We start from the raw sequence: 18,998 nt of genomic DNA, 5'->3' as shown, positions 1-18,998 counted from the left end.
CCCTCATCCGCCCCTGCGGTGCACCTTCTCCCGGGGGAGAAGGGAGTGCATGGCTTCGGACGGATAATGAGCCGTCGCAGCGCGCTCTAGCCCCTCTCCCTCCGGGAAAGGGGTTGGGGTGAGGGTCCGGAGCGAAGCCCTCCCGAATCCAGCCTGGGCTTTCGGACGCTGCACGAGGCTGCGCCCGCACCCTCATCCGCCCCTTCGGGGCACCTTCTCCCGAGGGGAGAAGGGAGGTCATGGCTTCGGACAGATAAGGAGCCGTCGCAGCGCGCTTTAGCCCCTCTCCCACAGGGAGAGGGGGTGGGGTGAGGGTCCGGAGCGAAGCCCTCGCGAATCCAGCCTGGGCGTTCGGACGCTGCACGAGGCTGCGCCCGTACCCTCATCCGCCCCTTCGGGGCACCTTCTCCCGGGGGGAGAAGGGAGGTCCATGGCTTCGGACAGATAAGGAGCCGTCGCAGCGCGCTCTAGCCCCTCTCCCTCCGGGAGAGGGGTTGGGGTGAGGGTACGGAGCGAAGCCCTCGCGAATCCAGCTTGGGCTTTCGGACGCTGCACGAGGCTGCGTCCGTACCCTCATCCGCCCCTTCGGGGCACCTTCTCCCGAGGGGAGAAGGGAGGTCCATGGCTTCGGACAGATAAGGAGCCGTCGCAGCGCGCTTTAGCCCCTCTCCCTCCGGGAGAGGGGTTGGGGTGAGGGTACGGGGCGAAGCCCTCGCAAAGCCATCCCGTGCTGTCGGAATGCGCGGCTTCCAGCTGTGGGGGAGCGTGCCAGCGCGCGACAAGATGACCACGCCGCGCTACTAGAAGTTCGCGACCGAACCCATCCCGGTTGCGCAGCCAGCGCCGGTTGCCGGCGCAGACGCTGGCGGTGCTCGGTGGCGGCGACCTGCTGCAACTGCAGGCCGGTGCGCAGGGCGCGCGGCTGGTCCTGGTCGCCGGCCGGCCGTTGCGCGAGCCGGTGGCGCGGCATGGGCCGTTCGTGATGAACACCCGGCAGTAACTGATGCAGGCCGTCGTGGATTTCCAGGAAGGGCGCTTCTTAGGGCGCGCGTCGCGCGCCTTCTCTACGGCGTCGTGCCGTCCGTTGGTAGGAGCGGCTTCAGCCGCGACGGGCGTTCCCGGGAACACCTGTCGCGGCTGAAGCCGCTCCTGCGTCATGTCTCCAACCTGCGGCCTTCAGCGCTCCAACGCCAGGCTCGACTGGCGCATGTCCAGGCCCTGCACCAGCGACTGCAGGGTCTGCAGTTCCTGGGCGTCGGCTGCATCGATCCACACCTGTGCATACTGGTCCTTCTTCAGTTCCGCAACCGTGATGCGGCGTGTGGCCTGGTTCGGCAACTCGACGCCGCCCACATCCGGCCGGTACCAGTACACCTGCTCGCCGGCGATGGCGCCCTTTTCCTCGCGCAGCGTGCGCTGCAGCGGAATGTTCGGGTCGCGCGCGGTGAGCATCATGCCCAGCACCTGACGTCCGTCGGCATCGCTGGCACGGCAGACGATGAAGCCCTTGTCGCTGCGCTCGCTCCATTGCAGCTTGCTCTGCGGCGGCAGCGGTGGGCAGTTCTGGGCCTGCTGCGCGGTGGCGGCAGCGGCGGGCAACGCCGCCGCAGCGGTCAGCAGCGCCTTGCGCAAGAGTGTCTTCATTCGCGATGTTCCCCATACGCCGCGATGCGACGCGTTCGTTCCATACGCACGCCTGCGGCGTCGTCTGCGGGAGCGCCCATCCTGTGCGGGATCCCGGCAGTGCATCCCCCGACGCAGTGCGTGTCCCGTGTGCGGCCACGCGCACGCGGCCGCGCCTGCACCATAGCCCAGCGTGGCCGCGCTGACAATTGGGATGCGGATTCCGGAATATCCGTACGCGTGGTATGGCATGGCAGCACCCGCCCGGCTGCGCCGCCACGCAGGTCGTTACGGGGATGCGGCGACGGTGACAGGGACAGGAGAAGGGGCGAGCGGCCGCGCAGACCGCTCGCCCTGGCCGCCCGATGTGGCGGCGGCCGGTGTGTCAGCGGCCCGGTTCGGGCAGCGGAATGAATTCCTGGTCGTCGCCCGGGATGGTCCCGAAGCGGCCCTCGCGCCAGTCCTGCTTGGCCTGCTCGATGCGCTCCACGGAACTGGAGACGAAGTTCCACCACAGGTGGCGCGGGCCATCCAGCGGTTCGCCGCCCATCAGCATCGCCTTGAGCGGGGTCTTGGCGCGCAGCCGCCCGCGCGCGCCCGGCTCGGGCAGGACCAGGTGCCGCGCCGGGATGTCCACGCCGTCCAGTTGCGCCTCGCCCTCCAGGATGTACAGCGAGCGCTCGGCGTGCCGGGCATCCAGGTCGAGCTCCGCGTCCGCCTCCAGGTCCAGCGCCACGTTGAGGGTGTCGGCGAACACCGTCACCGGCGATTCCTCGCCGTAGGCGCGGCCGGCGATCACCCGCAGCCACACGCCGTCGCGGCGCTGCTGCGGCAGGCTGGCGGCGGCATGGTGGTAGAACGCCGGCGCGGTCTCTTCCGCCGATTTCGGCAGCGCCACCCAGGTCTGCATGCCGTGCAGCGGGTGCGCGTGCTCGCGCAACGCGGTCGGCGTGCGTTCGGAGTGGGAGATGCCGCGGCCGGCCGTCATCCAGTTGACGTCGCCGGCGCGGATCACCTGGTCCGAGCCGAGCGAATCGCGGTGGCCGATCTCGCCGGACCACAGGAAGGTGACCGTGGCCAGGCCGATGTGCGGATGCGGGCGCACGTCCACGCCATGGCCCGGCTCGAACACCGCCGGCCCCATGTGGTCGATGAAGACGAACGGGCCGACGCTGCGCGCCTGCACGCTGGGAACGGCGCGACGCACTTCGAAGCCGCCGATATCGTGGACGCGGGGGGCGATGAGGGTGGGCATGCGGACGCTCGCAGTCGCAAAAACGGAAGCGAAGCTTCGCATGCGCGGACGGTCGCGGTGCGGCGCCATGGCAAGACGGACTGTCCCGCATGCGCATATGTGCGGCGGGCCGATCCGAAGCATTCGCGCCATGTCGCGCGGTGATGCCGGCGTCCCGGAATCGCATAGTGCGAAGTGCGCGCACTTCTTGTCTGCGACGCAGCGGTGGGCCTGTGAATAATCGGCCCGTCGCGGCCGGTCGCGCGCACCAGCGCACAGCACATGGCGCTGCATCGATTCCTCTTCCCCCGAAGGAGCACACACATGAAGAATGTCGCATCGCACATCCGCTGTCGCCGCGCCGCCTGGCCGCGCCTTGGCCTGGTCCTGCTCGCAGGCGCGGCGTTTGCGGCGCAAGCGCAAGGCGTGCCGAACATGAACGTGCCCACGGAGATCATCAACGATCTGTGGGGCGCGAAAGCCTTGCTGGTCACCGGTGGACAAGGCGCCGGCTGCTATCCGGTCGCCAACGGCCATCGTGTCGCCGGCCCGACCCTGCGCACCAATATCCGCTACACGGCGATCGGCATGGCGAGCGCCGATTGCGCCTCCGGCAGCGGCATCGCCAGCGTCAATCTCCAATTCCTCGCGCGGCCGCGTCCGGCGGGCATGTACATCCACATCGTCGACAACGGCATCGTCGTCAGCAACAAGTGATCGACGCGGACGCCGACCGCCGCGCCCGGTCAGAACAGCGACCGGGTCTGCGCGGCCGGCGCCGGCATCTCGCCGCGGCGCGAGGCCAGCCGGTCGGCCAGCCGGGTCGGTTCCGGCAGGCGATAGCCGCGCAGGTAGCGCTGGGTCCAGTGCAGCGCGCTGTCCACCGCCACGCGGTGGCCGGGCGAGACGATCAGCGGATTGCAACGCAGCTTGCTGCGCAGCGCCCAGCCGACCACCTCGCCGCGGTGCACGATGGGGCTGTGGTCGCCGGCCTGCGCGCCGGGTTCCTCGAAGCGACCGGCCAGCAGGGTCTTGGCCACGCCGATGCTGGGCAGCCCGGTGACCACGCCGAAGTGCGCGGCGATGCCGAGCCTGCGCGGATGGGCGATGCCCTGGCCGTCGACGAACACCAGGTCCGGGCGCTGCCGCAGCAGGTCCAGCGCGGCCAGCAGCGCCGGCAGTTCGCGGAAACTCAGCAGACCGGGCACGTAAGCCATCGAGGTGGGCACGCGGGCGATCTCGGCCTGGTGCAGCTGCAGGGTCTGCGCATCGAGCAGCACCGCGGCGGCACGGGTGACCTGGCCATCGTCCTCGAAGCCGACATCGAAACCGGCCAGCCAGCGCGGCGGGTCGGACACCTCGTCCTGCAGGCTGACCTGGCGCGCCAGCGTCGCCTGCAGCGCGCGCGCCTGCACGATGCTGCCGTCCCAGTCGCCGAACACGGGGTGCGTGGAAGGTTCCATCCGCTGATGATCGCGCCGTGTTCGTGGTTGGCGTGTGGAGGGGCGGGAATCGGGAATCGCGACGACTTGGCTCTCCAGTAAGCCGAACGGCCAAGCGTCGCCTGTTGGTCAGAGCCGCGCGGGAACCGCTTCAACGATTCCCCGTTCCCGATTCCCCATTCCCAGCCAAGAGCTACAATCCAGGGCTGCACCATCCACGCATCCCCCAACGGAGACCGTCGCAGTGACCCGCAAACTCGTACTGTTGCGCCATGGCCAGAGCCAGTGGAACCTGGATAACCGCTTCACCGGCTGGGTCGATGTCGACCTGACCGAACAGGGCCGCCAGGAAGCCGTGGCCGCCGGCCGACTGATGCGCGAGGAGGGCCTGCAGTTCGACGTCGCCCATACCTCGGTGCTCAAGCGCGCCATCCACACCCTGCAGGGCGCGCTGAAGGAACTGGACCAGGACTGGCTGCCGGTGCACAAGAGCTGGCGCCTCAACGAGCGCCACTACGGCGGCCTGCAGGGCCTGGACAAGGCCGAGACCGCGGCCAAGCACGGCGAGGACCAGGTCAAGATCTGGCGCCGCTCCTACGACATCCCACCGCCGCCGATGGATGCCGAGGATCCGGGCCATCCGCTGCACGACCGCCGCTACGCCACCTTGGACCGCAATGCGCTGCCGGCCACCGAGTCGCTGGCGACTACGCTCGAGCGCGTGCTGCCGTACTGGCACGACGCCATCGCGCCGCAGCTCAAGGCCGGGCAGACCGTGCTGGTCACCGCCCACGGCAATTCGCTGCGCGCGCTGTACAAATATTTGAACGACGTGTCGCGCGAAGAGATTCTCGAACTCAACATCCCCACCGGCATCCCGCTGCTGTTCGAACTGGACGACAGCCTGCAGGTGCAGTCCTACCGCTACCTGGGCGATCCGGAAGCGGCGAAGAAGGCGGCCGAAGCGGTGGCCAACCAGGGCAAGGCGAAGTAAGCGCCAGGATCGGCGCGCAACCGGCAGGAGAACGCGATGGGTGGATTCAGCATCTGGCACTGGTTGGTGCTGATGGTCATGCTCGGCATTCCGCTGCTGATCGGCGGGGTGGTGTGGATGGCGATCCGCGCGCAGCGGCGCCGGCCGGCGGCCGTGGCACCGCCGCCATTGCCGTCTGCCGCCTCGGTGGAGCAGCGCCTGCGCGCGCTGGAACAGTTGAAGGCGCAGGGATTGATCGACGCGGCCGAGTACGCACGCCGGCGCGAGCAGATCCTGGCCACCCTGTAAGGGCATGACCCAGCGGCAGGCGGCGCGTCGTCGCGCCTGCCGACACATCGCGCAGAGCGATGGCGTGCACTGCGCGGCGTGGCGCACCTGGCGCGCCTTGGCGCATTCGCGCGGCCATGCGATCGCGCCGGACGCGCTACCAGACGCAACTGGTGAGCAGCAGTCCCGGCTGCACGTCCACCCAGTGCAGGCGATGCCGCTGCCCCACCGTCAACGCCGGGGCCAGCGGCGTGGCGATGCGCGTGTCCACGTGCCCGCTGGCCGGGTCGCAGTCTTCGATGCGCAGGGCGTCGAAATCGAAGAAGCGGCCGACCGTCGCTGCCGCGGCCTTGTAGAAACTCTCTTTCGCCGAGAAGCCCAGGGTCAGCGCGTACGGCCAGCCGCGGGCGCGTGCGAGCGCGGCCAGCGCGTCGCAATCGCTGGCGTCCAGGGCCACGTTGCGGATCGCCTCGAGCTGGTCTGCCGCCACCACACGTTCGATATCCAAACCGATGCCCTTGGCGCCGGCGGACGCAGGCAGGGCGATGGCCACTGCCAGGCCATCGGTATGCGAGAGGCTGCCGAGGAAGCCAGCGGGCCAGAGCGGCGCGCGGTCGGCGCCGATCGGCAGGTCGGTTGCGGTACTGCCTGCGGCGCGCAGTGCAGCGAGCGCCGCGCGACGGCCGGCCAGGTACTCGGCCTGGCGCTTGCGCACGCTGCGCGCGATCGATGGCGGCCGCTGCAGGCCGTGGCGCTGGAAATCGCCGCTGTCGAAGGCATCGACCTCGAACGCCAGCAGCCAGGCATCCGGCACGGCGATGCGATGCGCGCCGAGGGCGAGGCTGGCGAACGGCGGGGCGGCGAGGGCCAGGGCATCCATGGCCCTAGCTTAGAGCCTGCGTTGGCCGGTGCGATGCGTGCGCTGCGGCCAGTGAGGCGCCGCAGGAGTCGTCGCTTCGGTGAGCTGCGTCCGCCACGATCGAGCCGGATGCAGCGATATGTCCCGCAGCGTTGGCTTCAACCGTCGCTGGCGTCCACCCACACCCGCATCTCGCCTTCGCCGCGGTTGGCCCAGGCGAAGTAGGGCACGAAGGTCAGGGTCTGCGGCTGCCGCGCCGGCGGAGGGGCGTCGTAGCGGTAAAGCGGCGCGGCTGCGTCGACATCGCCATGCAGGCGTTCGCCGGTGGCCTGCAGCAGCACCTGGCCGTCCAGCGCGCCGCTGCCGGGCACGGCCTGCAGCGCGGCGCTGGCCGGCAGGCGCAGCTGATGCAGGTCGGCGCCGTTGTCGGCCTGCTCCAGGCAGTACACCAGCGGCCCGCGCTGCACCGCGACCTTGCCGGCCAGGTGACGCACGCGCGGATGCCCGCTGACCCGCATCGGCGGCATCGGCAGGCGCAGTTGCAGGGTGTCGCCGGACTGCCAGCGCCGGCGCAGCACGCAATAGCCATGCTGGCGGTGCGCCTCGATCGCCACCGGCTCGCCGTTGAGCAGCAACTGCGGCGCCTGGCACCAGTCCGGCAGGCGCAGCGCCAGCGCCGCGTCCATCGGGGCGCTGCACGCCACGTCGAAGTCGATCGTGTCCTGCCACGGGTACTCGCCGCGCTGGCGCAGGGTCAGGGTCTGCCCGCCGGCCTCGAACCGCGCGTCGCTGCCGACGTAGAGGTTCACGTACAGCGTGTCGTCGTGGCGTGTGTAGAGGTAGTGGCCCAGCGAGGTCAGCACTCGGGCGATGTTGGGCGGGCAGCAGGCGCAGCCGAACCAGCGCTGGCGCACCGGCTTCACATGATCGAAGGTGTGGTTGCCGTGCACGGTGGGCGGGTGCACTTCCAGCGGATTGACGTAGAAGAAGTGGCGTCCGTCCAGGGCCATGCCGCCCAGCACGGTGTTGTACAGCGCGCGCTCCATCACGTCGGCGTAGCGGCCGTCCGGCGCCAGCTGCAGCATGCGGTTGGCGAACATCATCAGCCCGATCGAGGCGCAACTCTCGTTGTAGGCGGCGTCGTTGGGCAGGTCGTAGTCGACGCTGAAGGCCTCGCCGTAGCTCTGTGCGCCGATTGCGCCGGTCAGATACATCTGCCGCTGCGTGGCGTTGTCCCACAGCCGAGCGCAGGCCGCACGCAGGGTGGCATCGCCGCTGTGTCGGGCCAGGTGCGCCACGCCGGCGTACAGGTACACGAAGCGCACGGCATGGCCGACGGCGGTGTCCTGCAGCGCCACCGGCAGGTGCGCCTGGCTGTAGGCCTTGTCCTGGATCATCCAGGCCGGGCCGTGTCCGCCCCAGAAGAAGGTATGGCCGCGCCTGGCGTACTCCTCGTCGTAGTAATGCGGTGTGGTGCCGCGCTGTTCGACGAAGTAGCGCGCCAGCGTCAGGTAGCGCGCCTCGCCGGTGGCCTCGTACAGGCGCATCAGCGCCAGTTCGATCTCCGGATGTCCCGGGTAGCCGTGCAACTGCGTCGGGCCGGGGCCGAAGGTGGCGTCGATGTGGTCGGCGAGCCGGCACACGATGTCGAGCAGGGCACGCTTGCCGGTGGCCTGGTAGTAGGCCACGCCGGCCTCGATCATGTGCCCGGCGCAGTACAGCTCGTGGCACTCGGCCAGGTTGGTCCAGCGCTCCTGCGGCGCCTTCACCGTGAAATAGGTGTTGAGGTAGCCGTCGGCCTGCTGCGCGGCGCCGATCAGTTCGATGGTGGCGTCGGCATCGCGCTCCAGCGCCGGGTCGGGATGCTGCGCCAGCAGGTAGGCCACCGCTTCCAGCCACTTGGCCACGTCGCTGTCCTGGAACACCATGCCGTAGAACGTGCCGTCGCTGCGGCCGGCGGCGATGCGGAAGTTCTCGATGGCATGGCTGGGTTCGGCATCGGCGACGTTGTCGTTGAGCGCGTCCCACTGGTAGGGCAGCACCACATCCTGCACCAGGCGCTGGTAGCGCTGCCAGAACGGATCGGCGATGCGCAGGTGGGCGAGCGGCAGTTCCGGGGACGGCACGGGCGAATGCGGCATGGAGCGGAGATCCTGAAGGGTGGGGAAGGTCAGTGCACCGGGCGTGCGGCCAGGTCGTCGGCGATGCTCGCCAGCAGCGGCCGGCGCAGCCGGCAGCGCAGGATCACCGCGGCCAGCAGCAGGTGCAGGCCGGCGGGGATCAGGGTTTCCAGCAGGGTGATGGCCTGCAGCGAGGCGGGGCTCTGCTGCGCGGCGCCGGCGCGGTAGCCGGCGTAGACGAACAGCGCGCTGATCACCACCGCGCTCGAGGCCCAGGCCAGCTTGATGCAGAACAGGTTGAAGGCGAAGTTGATCCCGGAGGAGCGCACCCGGTTCTTCCAGGCGCCGTAGTCGTCGGCGAAGGCCATCAGCGAGAAGTGCAGCGGCAGCGCGAAGCCCAGCACCAGGCAATGCACGAAGATCACCCCCAGCCACAGCGTCTGCTGCGCCGGCCCGGTGGGCAGCCACCATTGCGCCACGCCGAACGCGGCCAGCGCCAGGTTGGTGTGCAGGTACAGCGCCAGCGGGTCGAAGCGGCGGCACAAGGCGTTGACCACGATCGCGCCGAGTACCGTGGCCAGCGCCACCATCGCGAAGAACAACGAGGCGTAGCCGCTGCTGCCGCCGAGCACGTAGGTGATGAAGTACAGATAGGCGCCGCCGCGGATGTTGTACACGTTGATCAGCAGGAACGACATCAGCAGCACCAGCCGCAGCTGGTCGTTGCGCAGCAGGCCGCGCAGGTGTTCGGCGATGCCGGCACCGCCGAGCAGGCTGACCGGCACGCGCTCGCGCACGGCGAAGAAACAGCACAGGAACATCGCCACCGCCAGCGCCGCCAGCACGCCCACGCCGAGCTGGTAGCCGCGCGCGGCATCGCCGTTGCCCAGTTCCCGCACCAGCCACGGCAACCCCACCGACACCAGGAAGCCGGCGATGCCGCACAGCACGAAGCGCCAGGATTGCGCCGAGACCACGTCGCGGTGGTCGCCGGTCATGCTGTTGATCAGCGCGCAGTAGGGTACGTTGATCGCGGTGTAGCACAGCGACAGCAGGAAATAGCTGGCGAAGGCATAGGCGATCTTGGCGCCGGCGCTCAGCTGCGGCGCGCTGAAGGTCAGCACGCAGGCGATGCCGATCGGCACCGCGACCCACAGTTGCCAGGCGCGGAAGCGGCCCCAGCGGCTGCGGGTGCGGTCGGCGATCAGGCCCATCACCGGGTCGGACACCGCGTCGGCCACGCGCAGCACGGTGAACAGGGTGCCGACCAACGCCGGAGTCAGGCCGAACACGTCGGTGTAGAAGAAGGTGAGGAAATTGGCGATCAGGCAGGTGACCACCGTGCCGCCGGCATCGCCGAGGCCGTAGCCGAACTTCTCCAGGCGCGACAGCCGCGGCGTGGTCGCGGCCGGCGCGGCGTCTGCGGCGGCGTGGCCGATGGCGGTCGCAGTCAACGGGGCGGCTCCTGGCGCGCGCGGTCCGGCGCCAGCGCAAAGTCGCACGGCCGCGTAACCGCGACAAGAGTCTGTGCGGTATAAAACCGGTACGATTCCGACCATGGTCGCCGGGCCGCGTGCGTGCGGTGGCGTTCATGTGATTGCTGCAGTGCAGCGTGTTGTGTGCAAGGGGAGACGTTTCCGACATGCTCGAACTCGCCGTCGCCTATCCGATCCGGGTGCAGAACGGGGGCCTGTTCATTTCCCGCGGGGTGGGCGCGCATCCGGCGCGGGTGATCCAGTCCTACGAGTTGATCTTCGTCGAGCGCGGCATGCTGTCGATTCGCGAACAGGACAGCGACTTCCACGTCGGTCCCGGCGAGACGCTGCTGCTGTGGCCCGGCCGTGCGCATGCCGGCCTGGGCCAGTTCCCGGACGACCTGCGCTTCTACTGGGTGCATTTCGAACTGGAACCGGGCGCGACGCGGGCGGATAACGCGGTGGCGCTGTCGATGCCGCAGCGCACCGCGATCCGCGATCCGGAGCGTTTCGTCGGCCTGTTCCGCTGGTTCCTGGCCGAGCAGGAGGAACGGCGCACGCTGCCGATGCTGGAGCCGATCGTGCTGTCGATGCTGCAATGCGTGGCCGGCGCCTGGCCGGATCCGCACGACTCCGAGCGCGCGGGCGTGGCGCTGGCGTACCGCGCCAAGCAACTGATCGGCACGCAGTTCCATACCGCGCTCACCGCCTCGTCGCTGGCCGCGCAACTGCACTGCAATCCGGATTATCTGGGCCGTATCTACCGGCGCAGCTTCGGCACCACGCTGACCGAGGCGATCCACCGCCAGCGCATCGCCTTCGCCGAAAAGCTGCTGTTGGTCAACACCTGCGCGGTCGACGATGTCGCGCAGCGCGCCGGCTTCAGCGACAGCGGCTACTTCCGACGCGTGTTCCGCCAGCGCCTGGGCATGACCCCCAGCGCCTACCGGCGCCTGTACTGCAAGGAGCACATCAATTCGGGGTGAGGGTGTTGCGGATCTGAGGCGCACGCCGCGCATTTTGATTGCAGGTGCGCGCGTATCGCTCGGCTGTGCTGTAGGAGCGGTTTCAGCCGCGACGCGCTTTCATCGGAACGCTTCGTCGCGGCTGAAGCCGCTCCTACGATAAAAGCGGCTTTCGGCTCTAGCGCAGGGCTTTCATGGAAAGGCGCGGTCGCGGCTGAAGCCGCGCCTACGGTCCGCGCAACGCCGCGTTGGCTGCGCTAGCTCAGCTGCTGGCCGATCTCGCGCGCCATCGCGCTCAGCGGCAGGATCTTTTCGGCGCCGCCGCGCTTGATCGCTTCCTTGGGCATGCCGAAGACGACGCTGCTGTGTTCGTCCTGGGCCACGGTGCGCGCGCCGGCCTGGCGCATTTCCAGCAGGCCCACCGCGCCATCGTCGCCCATGCCGGTCATGATGATGCCCAGCGCGTTGCCGCCGGCGGCGCGCGCGGCGGAACGGAACAGCACGTCCACCGACGGCCGGTGCCGGTTCACCGGCGGTCCGTCCAGCACCTCGACGAAATACTGCGCCCCGCTGCGACGCAGCAGCATGTGCTTGCCGCCCGGCGCGATCAGCGCGCGTCCCGGCACCACGCGGTCGTTGTTGGCCGCTTCCTTCACCGAGATCTGGCACAGCGTGTCCAGGCGCGCGGCGAAGGCGGCGGTGAACTTTTCCGGCATGTGCTGGACGATGACGATGCCGGGGCTGACCCGCGGCAGCGCGGTCAGCACTTCCTCCAGCGCCTGGGTGCCGCCGGTGGACGTGCCGATCGCCACCACCCGTTCGGTGGTCTGCGACAGCGGGCGATTGCCCTGTGCCGGCAGGATCACGTCGGCGGTGTGCTTGATCTCCGGCTCCGCCGGCGCCGGTGCCGCACGCACCGACAGGCGCTTGACGTTGGCGCGCGCGGCGCTCTTCACCGTGGCGATCATTTCCTCGGCCGAATCGGTGAGGAACTGCTTGAGGCCGAGCTTGGGCTTGGTCACCACCGCCACCGCGCCGGCGGCCAGCGCGTCCATGGTCACCCGAGCGCCCTTCTCGGTGAGCGTGGAGCAGATCACCACCGGGGTCGGGCGCTCGCTCATGATCTTGCGCAGGAAGGTGATGCCGTCCATCTTCGGCATCTCCACGTCGAGCACGATCACGTCCGGCCATTGCTGGCGCATCTTGTCCATCGCCAGCAGCGGGTCGGCCGCGGCGGCGATGACCTCGATGCCGGGCGCGTCGTTGAGCACGGCGACCAGCACCTGGCGCACCACCGCCGAATCGTCGATCACCATGGCCTTGATCGTGGTCATGCGGGGTTCCCTCCTGGCACGTCGGCCTTCATGGTTTGCGGTACACCGACGGCGCGATCTGCACCACGTCGCCGTTGACGTCGTTGAGACTCTCGGAGTGGCCGATGCAGAAGATGCCGCCGCGCTTGAGCGTGCCGAGCACCCGCGCCACCACTTCGCGCTTGGTCTGGCCGTTGAAGTAGATCATCACGTTGCGCAGGAACACCACGTCGAACTGGCCCAGGTTGGGCAGCGTCGCGTTGAGGTTGGCGTGCAGGAAGCGCACGTGGTCGCGGATGCGGCGATCGATCAGCATGCTGCCTTCGTACTCGCCGCGGCCCTTGAGGCAGTAGCGCTTGAGCATGGCCGGAGGCATGTGCTCGATGCGCAGCAGCGGATAGTGGCCGGTGCGCGCCTTGGCCAGCACGCGGGTGCTGATGTCGGTGCCGACCACTTCGTACGGGCGGCCCTGCAGGGTGTCGTCCAGCACCATGGCCATGCTGTAGGCCTCCTCGCCGCTGGAACTGGCCGCGCTCCAGCAGCGGAACGGCGCACTGCCAGTATGCGCGGCGGCGACGCTGCGCAGCAGGTCGAAGTGCTTGGGTTCGCGGAAGAAGTAGGTTTCGTTGGTGGTCAGCAGGTCGATCGCGGTCTGCACCTCGCCGCTACCTTCGCGGCTTTCCAGCAGCTTGAGGTACTGGGTGTAGGTCTGCAGCGAATGCGCCTTCAGGCGCTTGCCCAGGCGTCCGCACAGCATGGCCTTCTTGGCCGGCGAGATGGTGATGCCGGCGGCGTCGAAGATGAAACGCTGGAACCGGCCGAATTCCTGCTCGGTGATGGTGTCGTGGCTGGTCATGGTGTCGGCTCAGTGGGTGGAGGCGGCAGCGGGGGCGCTGGCGGTGCCTGTGGGGCCGTGTTCCTGCAGCAGGCGCTGGTGCTCCAGCAGCCAGGCGTGCAGCGCGCCGCCCCCCAGCGGGCGCGCCAGCAGGTATCCCTGGCCGAAGTCGCAGCCCAGCTCCTGCAGCAGGGTCCAGTCCTCCACCGTCTCGATGCCCTCGGCGACGGTGCTCAGGCCCAGCCGCTGGGCCATGCCCAGTGCCGATTCCAGAACCGTGCGCAGGTTGCGGCTGCGGTGCGCGTCGTGGACGAAGATGCGGTCGATCTTCAACTCGGTGAAGGGAATGCGGGTGAGTTGCTGGAGCGAGGAGAAGCCGGTGCCGTAGTCGTCCAGCGACAGGCCGAAGCCCTGCAGCCGCAGCCGCGCCAGCATGCCCAGCGCGCTGCCGCAGACCAGCGAGCTTTCGGTGATTTCCAGCACCAGGTCGGACGGTGCCAGGCCATGCTTGCGCAGTAGTCCGAGCAGTTCGTCGAGCAGATTCGGGTCCTGCAGCATGCGCGGCGACAGGTTCAACGCCAGGGTCAGCTGGAACCCGTCCTGCTTCCAGGCCGCCAGCCGCGCCAGCGCCTGGTCGGCGACGCAGGCGGTGAGCGCATGGATCAGGCCTTCGCGCTCGGCCACGGCGATGAAGCGGTCCGGCGCGATCGGCCCGGCGCTGGGATGGCGCCAGCGCGCCAGCGCTTCCACGCCACCGACCCGGCCGCTGCGCATGTCCACCTTGGGCTGGTAGGCGACCTCGATCTCGCCGCGCTGCAGTGCCTCGCGCAGCATCGCCGCCATGGTCGCCTCGCCCGGCGCTTCGGCCTCGTTCCGCGGCGCCGGCGTCGGCGGCGCATGGGCGCGCAGCGCGGCCGCGAGCTGGGCGGCGCGCAGCGGCTTCTCCAGGCCCGCCAGCACCTGCAGGCCGTTGCTGCGGCCGACCTGCAACACCGAGTCGATCAGGGCCGCGCCGCGTTGCGAGGCGACCACGATCGGCACGCGCACGTCGCTGCGGGCCAGCGCCTCGAGCAACTGCACGCCGTCCATGCCGGGCATTTCCAGGTCCACGATCAGCAGCCCCAGCGGCGAACCCTCGGTCACTCGCGCCAGCGCCGCATGGCCGTCGGCCGCGCCTTCCACTGCCACGGCGCCCATCCGCAGGCACAGGGCCAGCGCGTGTTCGCGCTGGACCTGGCTGTCGTCGACCACCAGGACCGTGCCGAAGTGGTGCAGGGCGGCGGTGTCGGGGGGCGTGGGCATGCGAAATCCGTTTCGAGGGAGGGGCAGGGCGCTGCGCGGCAAAGGCCGCTCAGGCGGCGATGCCTTCTTCCAGGTGGGCGTCGAGGGCGGCCATGCTGGCGAACTCCTGGGGCGCCAGCACCGCATCGGCGGCGAGCAGGATGACGAAGCGCTCGCCGACCTTGCCCATGCCATGGATGAAATCGCGGCGGATGCCGGTGCCGAACGCCGGCGGCGGGGCGATGTCGGCGGTGGCGATCTCCAGCACCTCGCTCACCGCATCCACCAGCAGCCCGAGCACCTGGCGCTCCTCGCCGCTGGCGACCTCGATGATGACGATGCAGGTGCGCTTGCTGATCTCGCTGGGCGCGCGGCCGAAGCGCTGCTGCAGATCCACCACAGGCACCACCGCGCCACGCAGGTTGATCACCCCACGCAGCGCGGGCGGCATCATCGGCACGTCGGTCGGCGTGCGGTACTCGATGATCTCCTTGATGCCGAGAATGCCGACGCCGAACATTTCCTTGCCGAGCAGGAAGGTCAGGAACTGGTCCGTCGCCAGGTCGCCGGCGTCGGAGGGTGAGAGCGAAGCGGGAGCGTTCATGGCCATGTCTCAGAAGGTTTCGAAGTGGGTTTCGTCCAGCGTATCGGCCAGCACCAGCTTGCCGCCGGCCACGCGTGCGATCGGCTTGGCCCCGGCCTGCCCGCTGCGGCCGCGCGCCGCGGCCGGGCGCCGCGTCGCGGTCCTGGATGCGGCTGCGACTTCCAGCTTGAAGAAACTCATCAGTTGCTGCAGCTGTTCGGCCTGCGCGCTCATTTCCTCGGCGGTGGCCGCCAGTTCCTCGGAGTTGGACGCGGCCTGCTGCGTGGTCTGGTTGAGCTGGCCGACCGCGGCATTGATCTGGCCGACGCCGGAGGTCTGTTCCTCGGAGGCGGCGGTGATCTCCTGCACCAGGTCGGAGGTGCGCTTGATCGACGGCACCATCTCGTCCAGCAGCCTGCCGGCGTTCTCGGCCAGTTCCACGCTGGAACTGGCCACATCGCCGATCTCCTGCGCGGCCACCTGGCTGCGCTCGGCCAGCTTGCGCACTTCCGCGGCGACCACGGCGAAACCCTTGCCGTGCTCGCCGGCGCGTGCGGCCTCGATCGCCGCGTTCAGCGCCAGCAGGTTGGTCTGGTAGGCGATGTCGTCGATGATGCTGATCTTCTGCGCGATCTGCTTCATCGCCTGCACGGTCGCACGCACCGACTCGCCGCCGTCCAGCGCCTGGCTGGACGCCTTGCTGGCCATGCCGTCGGTGATCTTGGCGTTCTCGGTGTTCTGCGAGATCGAGGCGGTCATCTGCTCCAGCGAGGCGCTGGTCTCTTCCACGCCGGCGGCCTGTTCGCTGGCCGCCTGGCTCAGCGACTGCGCGGTGGCGCTGACTTCCTCCGAGGCGCTGGCCAGCGCCTCGGCATTGCTGTTGACCTCGCTGACCACCTGCGACAGGCGCGCGATGGTGTCGTTGACGTAGTTCTTCATTTCGGCGTAGGCGCCGTCGTAGGACTTGTCGATGCTGCGGGTCAGGTCGCCCTCGGCCAGGCCGCCCATCACCCGCACCACGTCCTGGATGCTGTCGCCGGTGGTGGTGGCCAACTCGTTCAGGCCCTGGCCCATGTCGCGCTGGAACCCGGACAGGCCGTCCAGGGCGATGCGCTCGGAGAAGTCGCCACGGTTGGCGGCGGCGACCACGCGGCGCTGGCCGTCGATCACCAGCTTCAGCCGCTCGACCATGGTCCGCATCGCATACAACGCGCTGCCCCTGTCGTTGGCACGCACCGCCACCTCCAGGTTGAGGTCGCCCTGCGCCACCTTGTTGGCGATCTCGGCCACGTAGGCCGGCTCGCCGCCGAGCAGGCGCATCAGGCCGCGCACGATGAAGACCGAAATGCCGGCGCCCAGCAGCACGCACGCCACGATCACGGCGATGATCCACTGGCGCGAGCTGGCATAGAGCGCATCGCCCTCTGCGCTGGCGGCTTCGCCGCCCTTGGTGTTCAGCACCACCAGGCTGTCGAGAATGGTCGACGCATCGTCGTACAGCTTGCGCTGGTCGCCGTTGAACAAGGCCAGCGCCTCGCTGGTCTTCAGCGTTCGCGACAGGTCGAGGACCTGCTTGTGCAGGGCCAGATACTTTTCGAACTCGCCATTGAAGTTCGTATAGATGCCTTTTTCCTCCTCCGAGGAAATGAGCTTGACGTAATGGTCGCGGTTACTCGCGTACTCGGCCAGGATCTGCTCCATCTGCTGGTCGAAGTTGCGCATTTCCTGCGGGTTTTCGGTGACCACGTGTTGCAGTTCGGCCACGCGCAGGTCGGACAGGTTGGTATTCATCGCCTGCACGTAATGGATGCTGGGCATCCAGTTGGTGGCGATGTCGGTGGAGGCCTGGTTGACCTTGGCCAGCTTGTCCACCGTGAACACGCCCATGCCCACCATAAGCAGCAAGACGGCGGCGAAGCCGAGTCCGATTCTGGTAGCGATCTTCATTTGCTTGAACACCGTGATCCCCCTGTTGGATGTACGGAAGTGTGGTTGTCAGAACGTGTCGAACTGCGCTTCGTCCGGCGCCGGCACCAGCGCCAGGCCGGTCTCGCCGAAGCCGAAACCGCGTTTGCGCACCGGTGCCGACCTGCGCGGCAGCGCCTGCGGAGCGGCGGGGCGCCGCGGCGCCACCACCTGGTTGGTACGGAAGAAGCTCATCAACTGCTGCAACTGCTCGGCCTGGCCGCTCATTTCCTCGGCGGTGGCGGCCAGTTCCTCGGAGTTGGCCGCGGCCTGCTGGGTGGTCTGGTTGAGCTGGCCGACGGCGGCATTGATCTGGCCGACGCCGGAGGTCTGTTCCTCGGAGGCGGCGGTGATCTCCTGCACCAGGTCGGAGGTGCGGCGGATCGAGGGCACCATCTGCTCCAGCAGTTTGCCGGCGTTCTCGGCCAGCTCCACGCTGGACTCGGCGACCTGGCCGATCTCCTGCGCGGCGACCTGGCTGCGCTCGGCCAGCTTGCGCACTTCCGCGGCGACCACGGCGAAGCCCTTGCCATGCTCGCCGGCGCGCGCGGCCTCGATCGCGGCGTTCAGCGCCAGCAGGTTGGTCTGGTAGGCGATGTCGTCGATGATGCCGATCTTCTGCGCGATCTGCTTCATCGCCACCACCGTCGAGCGCACCGCATCGCCGCCTTCGTTGGCTTCGCGTGCGGCCTTGGCGGCCATGCCGTCGGTGACCTTGGCGTTCTCGGTGTTCTGCGCGATGGAGGCGGTCATCTGCTCCAGCGACGCACTGGTCTCTTCCACGCCGGCGGCCTGTTCGCTGGCCGCCTGGCTCAGCGACTGCGCGGTGGCGCTGACCTGCTCGGAGGCGCTGGCCAGGGCGTCGGCGTTGATGTTGACCTCGCCGACCACCTGCGCGAGGCGCGCAACGGTGGCATTGATGCTGTCGCACAGTTCCTTCAGCTTGCCCTGGCACTGCACGTCCGCCAGCCGGGTCAGGTCGCCGGCCTCGATGGCCTTGAGCACGGCGCCGACGTCGTTGATCGGCCCGATCACCGTATCCAGGGTCAGGTTGATGCCATCGACGATGCGGCGGAAGTCGCCATGGTGCAGGCTGCCGTCGGCGCGCACGTCCAGGCGGCCGGCCGCGGCCGCGTCGGCGAGCAGGCTGGTGTCGCGGATCAGCGCGCGCAGGTTGGCGCGCACCTGTTCGACGGTGTCGTTGATGAACGCCTTCTTGCCCGGGAAGGCCTCCAGCGGCGCGTCGAAGTTGCCGCGGCCGAATTCGGCGATGCAGGTCATCGCCTTCTTCTTGGTGGCGATGTGGTCGCCGACCATGCGGTTGATGCCGTCGGCCATGCTGCGGAAGTCGCCTTCGAAACGGTGGCTCTCGATCACCACGTCGATGTCGCCGGCGTCGTGCTGCGCGGACATGTGCTGCATCTGCGCGATCAGCCCCTGCATGTTGCGGCGCACCTGCTCGATGATCTCGTTGATGAAGACCTTCTTGCCCGGGAACGTCTCCAACGGCGCATCGAAATTGCCGCGGCCGAACTCGGCCACGCAGGCCAGCGCCTTCTTCTTGGTGGCGATGTGGTCGCCGACCATGCGGTTGATGCCCTCGGCGATGACCTTGAACTCGCCCTCGAAGCGGTGGCTGTCGATCACCACGTCGATGTCGCCGGCGTCGTGCTCGCGCGACATGCGCACGATCTCGTCGTTGATCTGGCGCACCCCGGTCTGCACCTGCCGCAGCGCCAGCAATACCTCGCAGGCCTGGTCGTTGCGGATGGTCGGCATCACCACCTCGAAATTGCCGGTGGCAAAGCGCGCCAGGGTGGTGGTGGCGATTCGCAGCGAGCGGGTGATGGCATGGACGGTATAGGCCAGCACCGCGGCGGCCAGCACCGCGGCGCCGATGCCCAGCGCCAGGGTTTGCCCGGCGGTCAGGCCGAGGGCGAACCCGCCCGCCGCAGCAGCCAATGGCAGCACGACGGCGATGGTCGAGCCGGTCCACAGCTTGGAGGACAGCGAGAGAGAGTTGGACATGCCATGGTACCTAT

The 18,998-nt window shown here is 68.9% G+C and carries 16 protein-coding genes and 1 pseudogene; 5 read left to right on the top strand and 12 right to left on the bottom strand.

The window, feature by feature from the left end; all coding sequences use genetic code 11:
• Positions 1-735: 735 nt before the first annotated feature.
• Positions 736-1,000: pseudogene (locus J7357_RS11000) on the top strand (pirin-like C-terminal cupin domain-containing protein); the annotation flags it as partial.
• A 176-nt stretch (positions 1,001-1,176) separates the two neighbouring features.
• Here J7357_RS11000 and J7357_RS10995 read toward each other — a convergent pair.
• Both J7357_RS10995 and J7357_RS10990 read right to left on the bottom strand, forming a co-directional pair.
• A complete protein-coding gene (locus J7357_RS10995; protein ID WP_209246417.1) occupies positions 1,177-1,644 on the bottom strand; it encodes a hypothetical protein in 468 nt (155 codons plus the stop codon).
• Between the two features lie 364 nt (positions 1,645-2,008).
• Complete coding sequence (locus J7357_RS10990) at positions 2,009-2,878, bottom strand: pirin family protein (protein ID WP_209246415.1); 870 nt, start codon at positions 2,876-2,878, stop codon at positions 2,009-2,011.
• A gap of 261 nt (positions 2,879-3,139) precedes the next feature.
• Here J7357_RS10990 and J7357_RS10985 point away from each other — a divergent pair, with 261 nt between their 5' ends.
• A complete protein-coding gene (locus J7357_RS10985; RefSeq protein ID WP_209246413.1) occupies positions 3,140-3,574 on the top strand; it encodes a hypothetical protein in 435 nt (144 codons plus the stop codon).
• 29 nt (positions 3,575-3,603) lie between these two features.
• Here the strand turns inward: J7357_RS10985 and nfi are convergent, their stop codons facing one another.
• Positions 3,604-4,320 (bottom strand): deoxyribonuclease V, encoded by a 717-nt coding sequence (nfi, locus tag J7357_RS10980; protein WP_209246412.1) that lies wholly within the window; start codon positions 4,318-4,320, stop codon positions 3,604-3,606.
• Between the two features lie 223 nt (positions 4,321-4,543).
• Between nfi and gpmA the strand changes: the two genes are divergently transcribed.
• Both gpmA and J7357_RS10970 read left to right on the top strand, forming a co-directional pair.
• Positions 4,544-5,293 carry a 2,3-diphosphoglycerate-dependent phosphoglycerate mutase gene (gene gpmA / locus J7357_RS10975; protein WP_010342084.1) on the top strand — a complete coding sequence of 250 codons (750 nt, stop codon included), beginning with the start codon at positions 4,544-4,546 and terminating at the stop codon, positions 5,291-5,293.
• Between the two features lie 36 nt (positions 5,294-5,329).
• Positions 5,330-5,581 carry an SHOCT domain-containing protein gene (locus J7357_RS10970; RefSeq protein ID WP_209246409.1) on the top strand — a complete coding sequence of 84 codons (252 nt, stop codon included), beginning with the start codon at positions 5,330-5,332 and terminating at the stop codon, positions 5,579-5,581.
• 136 nt (positions 5,582-5,717) lie between these two features.
• Here J7357_RS10970 and J7357_RS10965 read toward each other — a convergent pair whose 3' ends face one another.
• From J7357_RS10965 to J7357_RS10955, 3 genes are all read right to left on the bottom strand, one after another.
• Positions 5,718-6,440, bottom strand: a complete 723-nt coding sequence (locus J7357_RS10965; protein WP_209246407.1) for a 4'-phosphopantetheinyl transferase superfamily protein — start codon at positions 6,438-6,440, stop codon at positions 5,718-5,720.
• 137 nt (positions 6,441-6,577) lie between these two features.
• Positions 6,578-8,560 carry a beta-L-arabinofuranosidase domain-containing protein gene (locus J7357_RS10960; RefSeq protein ID WP_209246405.1) on the bottom strand — a complete coding sequence of 661 codons (1,983 nt, stop codon included), beginning with the start codon at positions 8,558-8,560 and terminating at the stop codon, positions 6,578-6,580.
• A 29-nt stretch (positions 8,561-8,589) separates the two neighbouring features.
• Positions 8,590-9,993 (bottom strand): MFS transporter, encoded by a 1,404-nt coding sequence (locus J7357_RS10955; protein WP_209246403.1) that lies wholly within the window; start codon positions 9,991-9,993, stop codon positions 8,590-8,592.
• A gap of 188 nt (positions 9,994-10,181) precedes the next feature.
• On the opposite strand from J7357_RS10955, the gene J7357_RS10950 reads away from it, so the two are divergent.
• Positions 10,182-11,000, top strand: coding sequence for an AraC family transcriptional regulator (locus tag J7357_RS10950; RefSeq protein WP_209246401.1), 819 nt, complete (start codon positions 10,182-10,184; stop codon positions 10,998-11,000).
• A 236-nt stretch (positions 11,001-11,236) separates the two neighbouring features.
• Here J7357_RS10950 and J7357_RS10945 read toward each other — a convergent pair whose 3' ends face one another.
• The 6 genes from J7357_RS10945 to J7357_RS10920 are packed head-to-tail and all read right to left on the bottom strand — an operon-like array spanning position 11,237 to position 18,984.
• Positions 11,237-12,313: a chemotaxis response regulator protein-glutamate methylesterase gene (locus J7357_RS10945; protein ID WP_010341213.1), complete on the bottom strand. Its 1,077-nt coding sequence runs from the start codon at positions 12,311-12,313 to the stop codon at positions 11,237-11,239.
• Between the two features lie 28 nt (positions 12,314-12,341).
• Entirely contained in the window at positions 12,342-13,148 is an 807-nt protein-coding gene (locus J7357_RS10940; protein WP_010341212.1) for a CheR family methyltransferase, read from the bottom strand.
• 9 nt (positions 13,149-13,157) lie between these two features.
• Positions 13,158-14,429 (bottom strand): EAL domain-containing response regulator, encoded by a 1,272-nt coding sequence (locus J7357_RS10935; protein ID WP_209246399.1) that lies wholly within the window; start codon positions 14,427-14,429, stop codon positions 13,158-13,160.
• Between the two features lie 49 nt (positions 14,430-14,478).
• Positions 14,479-15,012 (bottom strand): chemotaxis protein CheW, encoded by a 534-nt coding sequence (locus tag J7357_RS10930; RefSeq protein ID WP_019800357.1) that lies wholly within the window; start codon positions 15,010-15,012, stop codon positions 14,479-14,481.
• A 9-nt stretch (positions 15,013-15,021) separates the two neighbouring features.
• Positions 15,022-16,938 (bottom strand): methyl-accepting chemotaxis protein, encoded by a 1,917-nt coding sequence (locus J7357_RS10925; protein WP_209246397.1) that lies wholly within the window; start codon positions 16,936-16,938, stop codon positions 15,022-15,024.
• Between the two features lie 48 nt (positions 16,939-16,986).
• Positions 16,987-18,984: a methyl-accepting chemotaxis protein gene (locus tag J7357_RS10920; RefSeq protein ID WP_209246395.1), complete on the bottom strand. Its 1,998-nt coding sequence runs from the start codon at positions 18,982-18,984 to the stop codon at positions 16,987-16,989.
• Positions 18,985-18,998: the final 14 nt, after the last annotated feature.

Origin of the sequence: Xanthomonas sp. D-109, from assembly GCF_017746095.1 — a bacterium.
GTDB lineage: Bacteria > Pseudomonadota > Gammaproteobacteria > Xanthomonadales > Xanthomonadaceae > Xanthomonas_A > Xanthomonas_A sacchari.
Note: the sequence above shows the minus strand (reverse complement) of the source record. Positions and strands in the feature narration are given on the sequence as shown.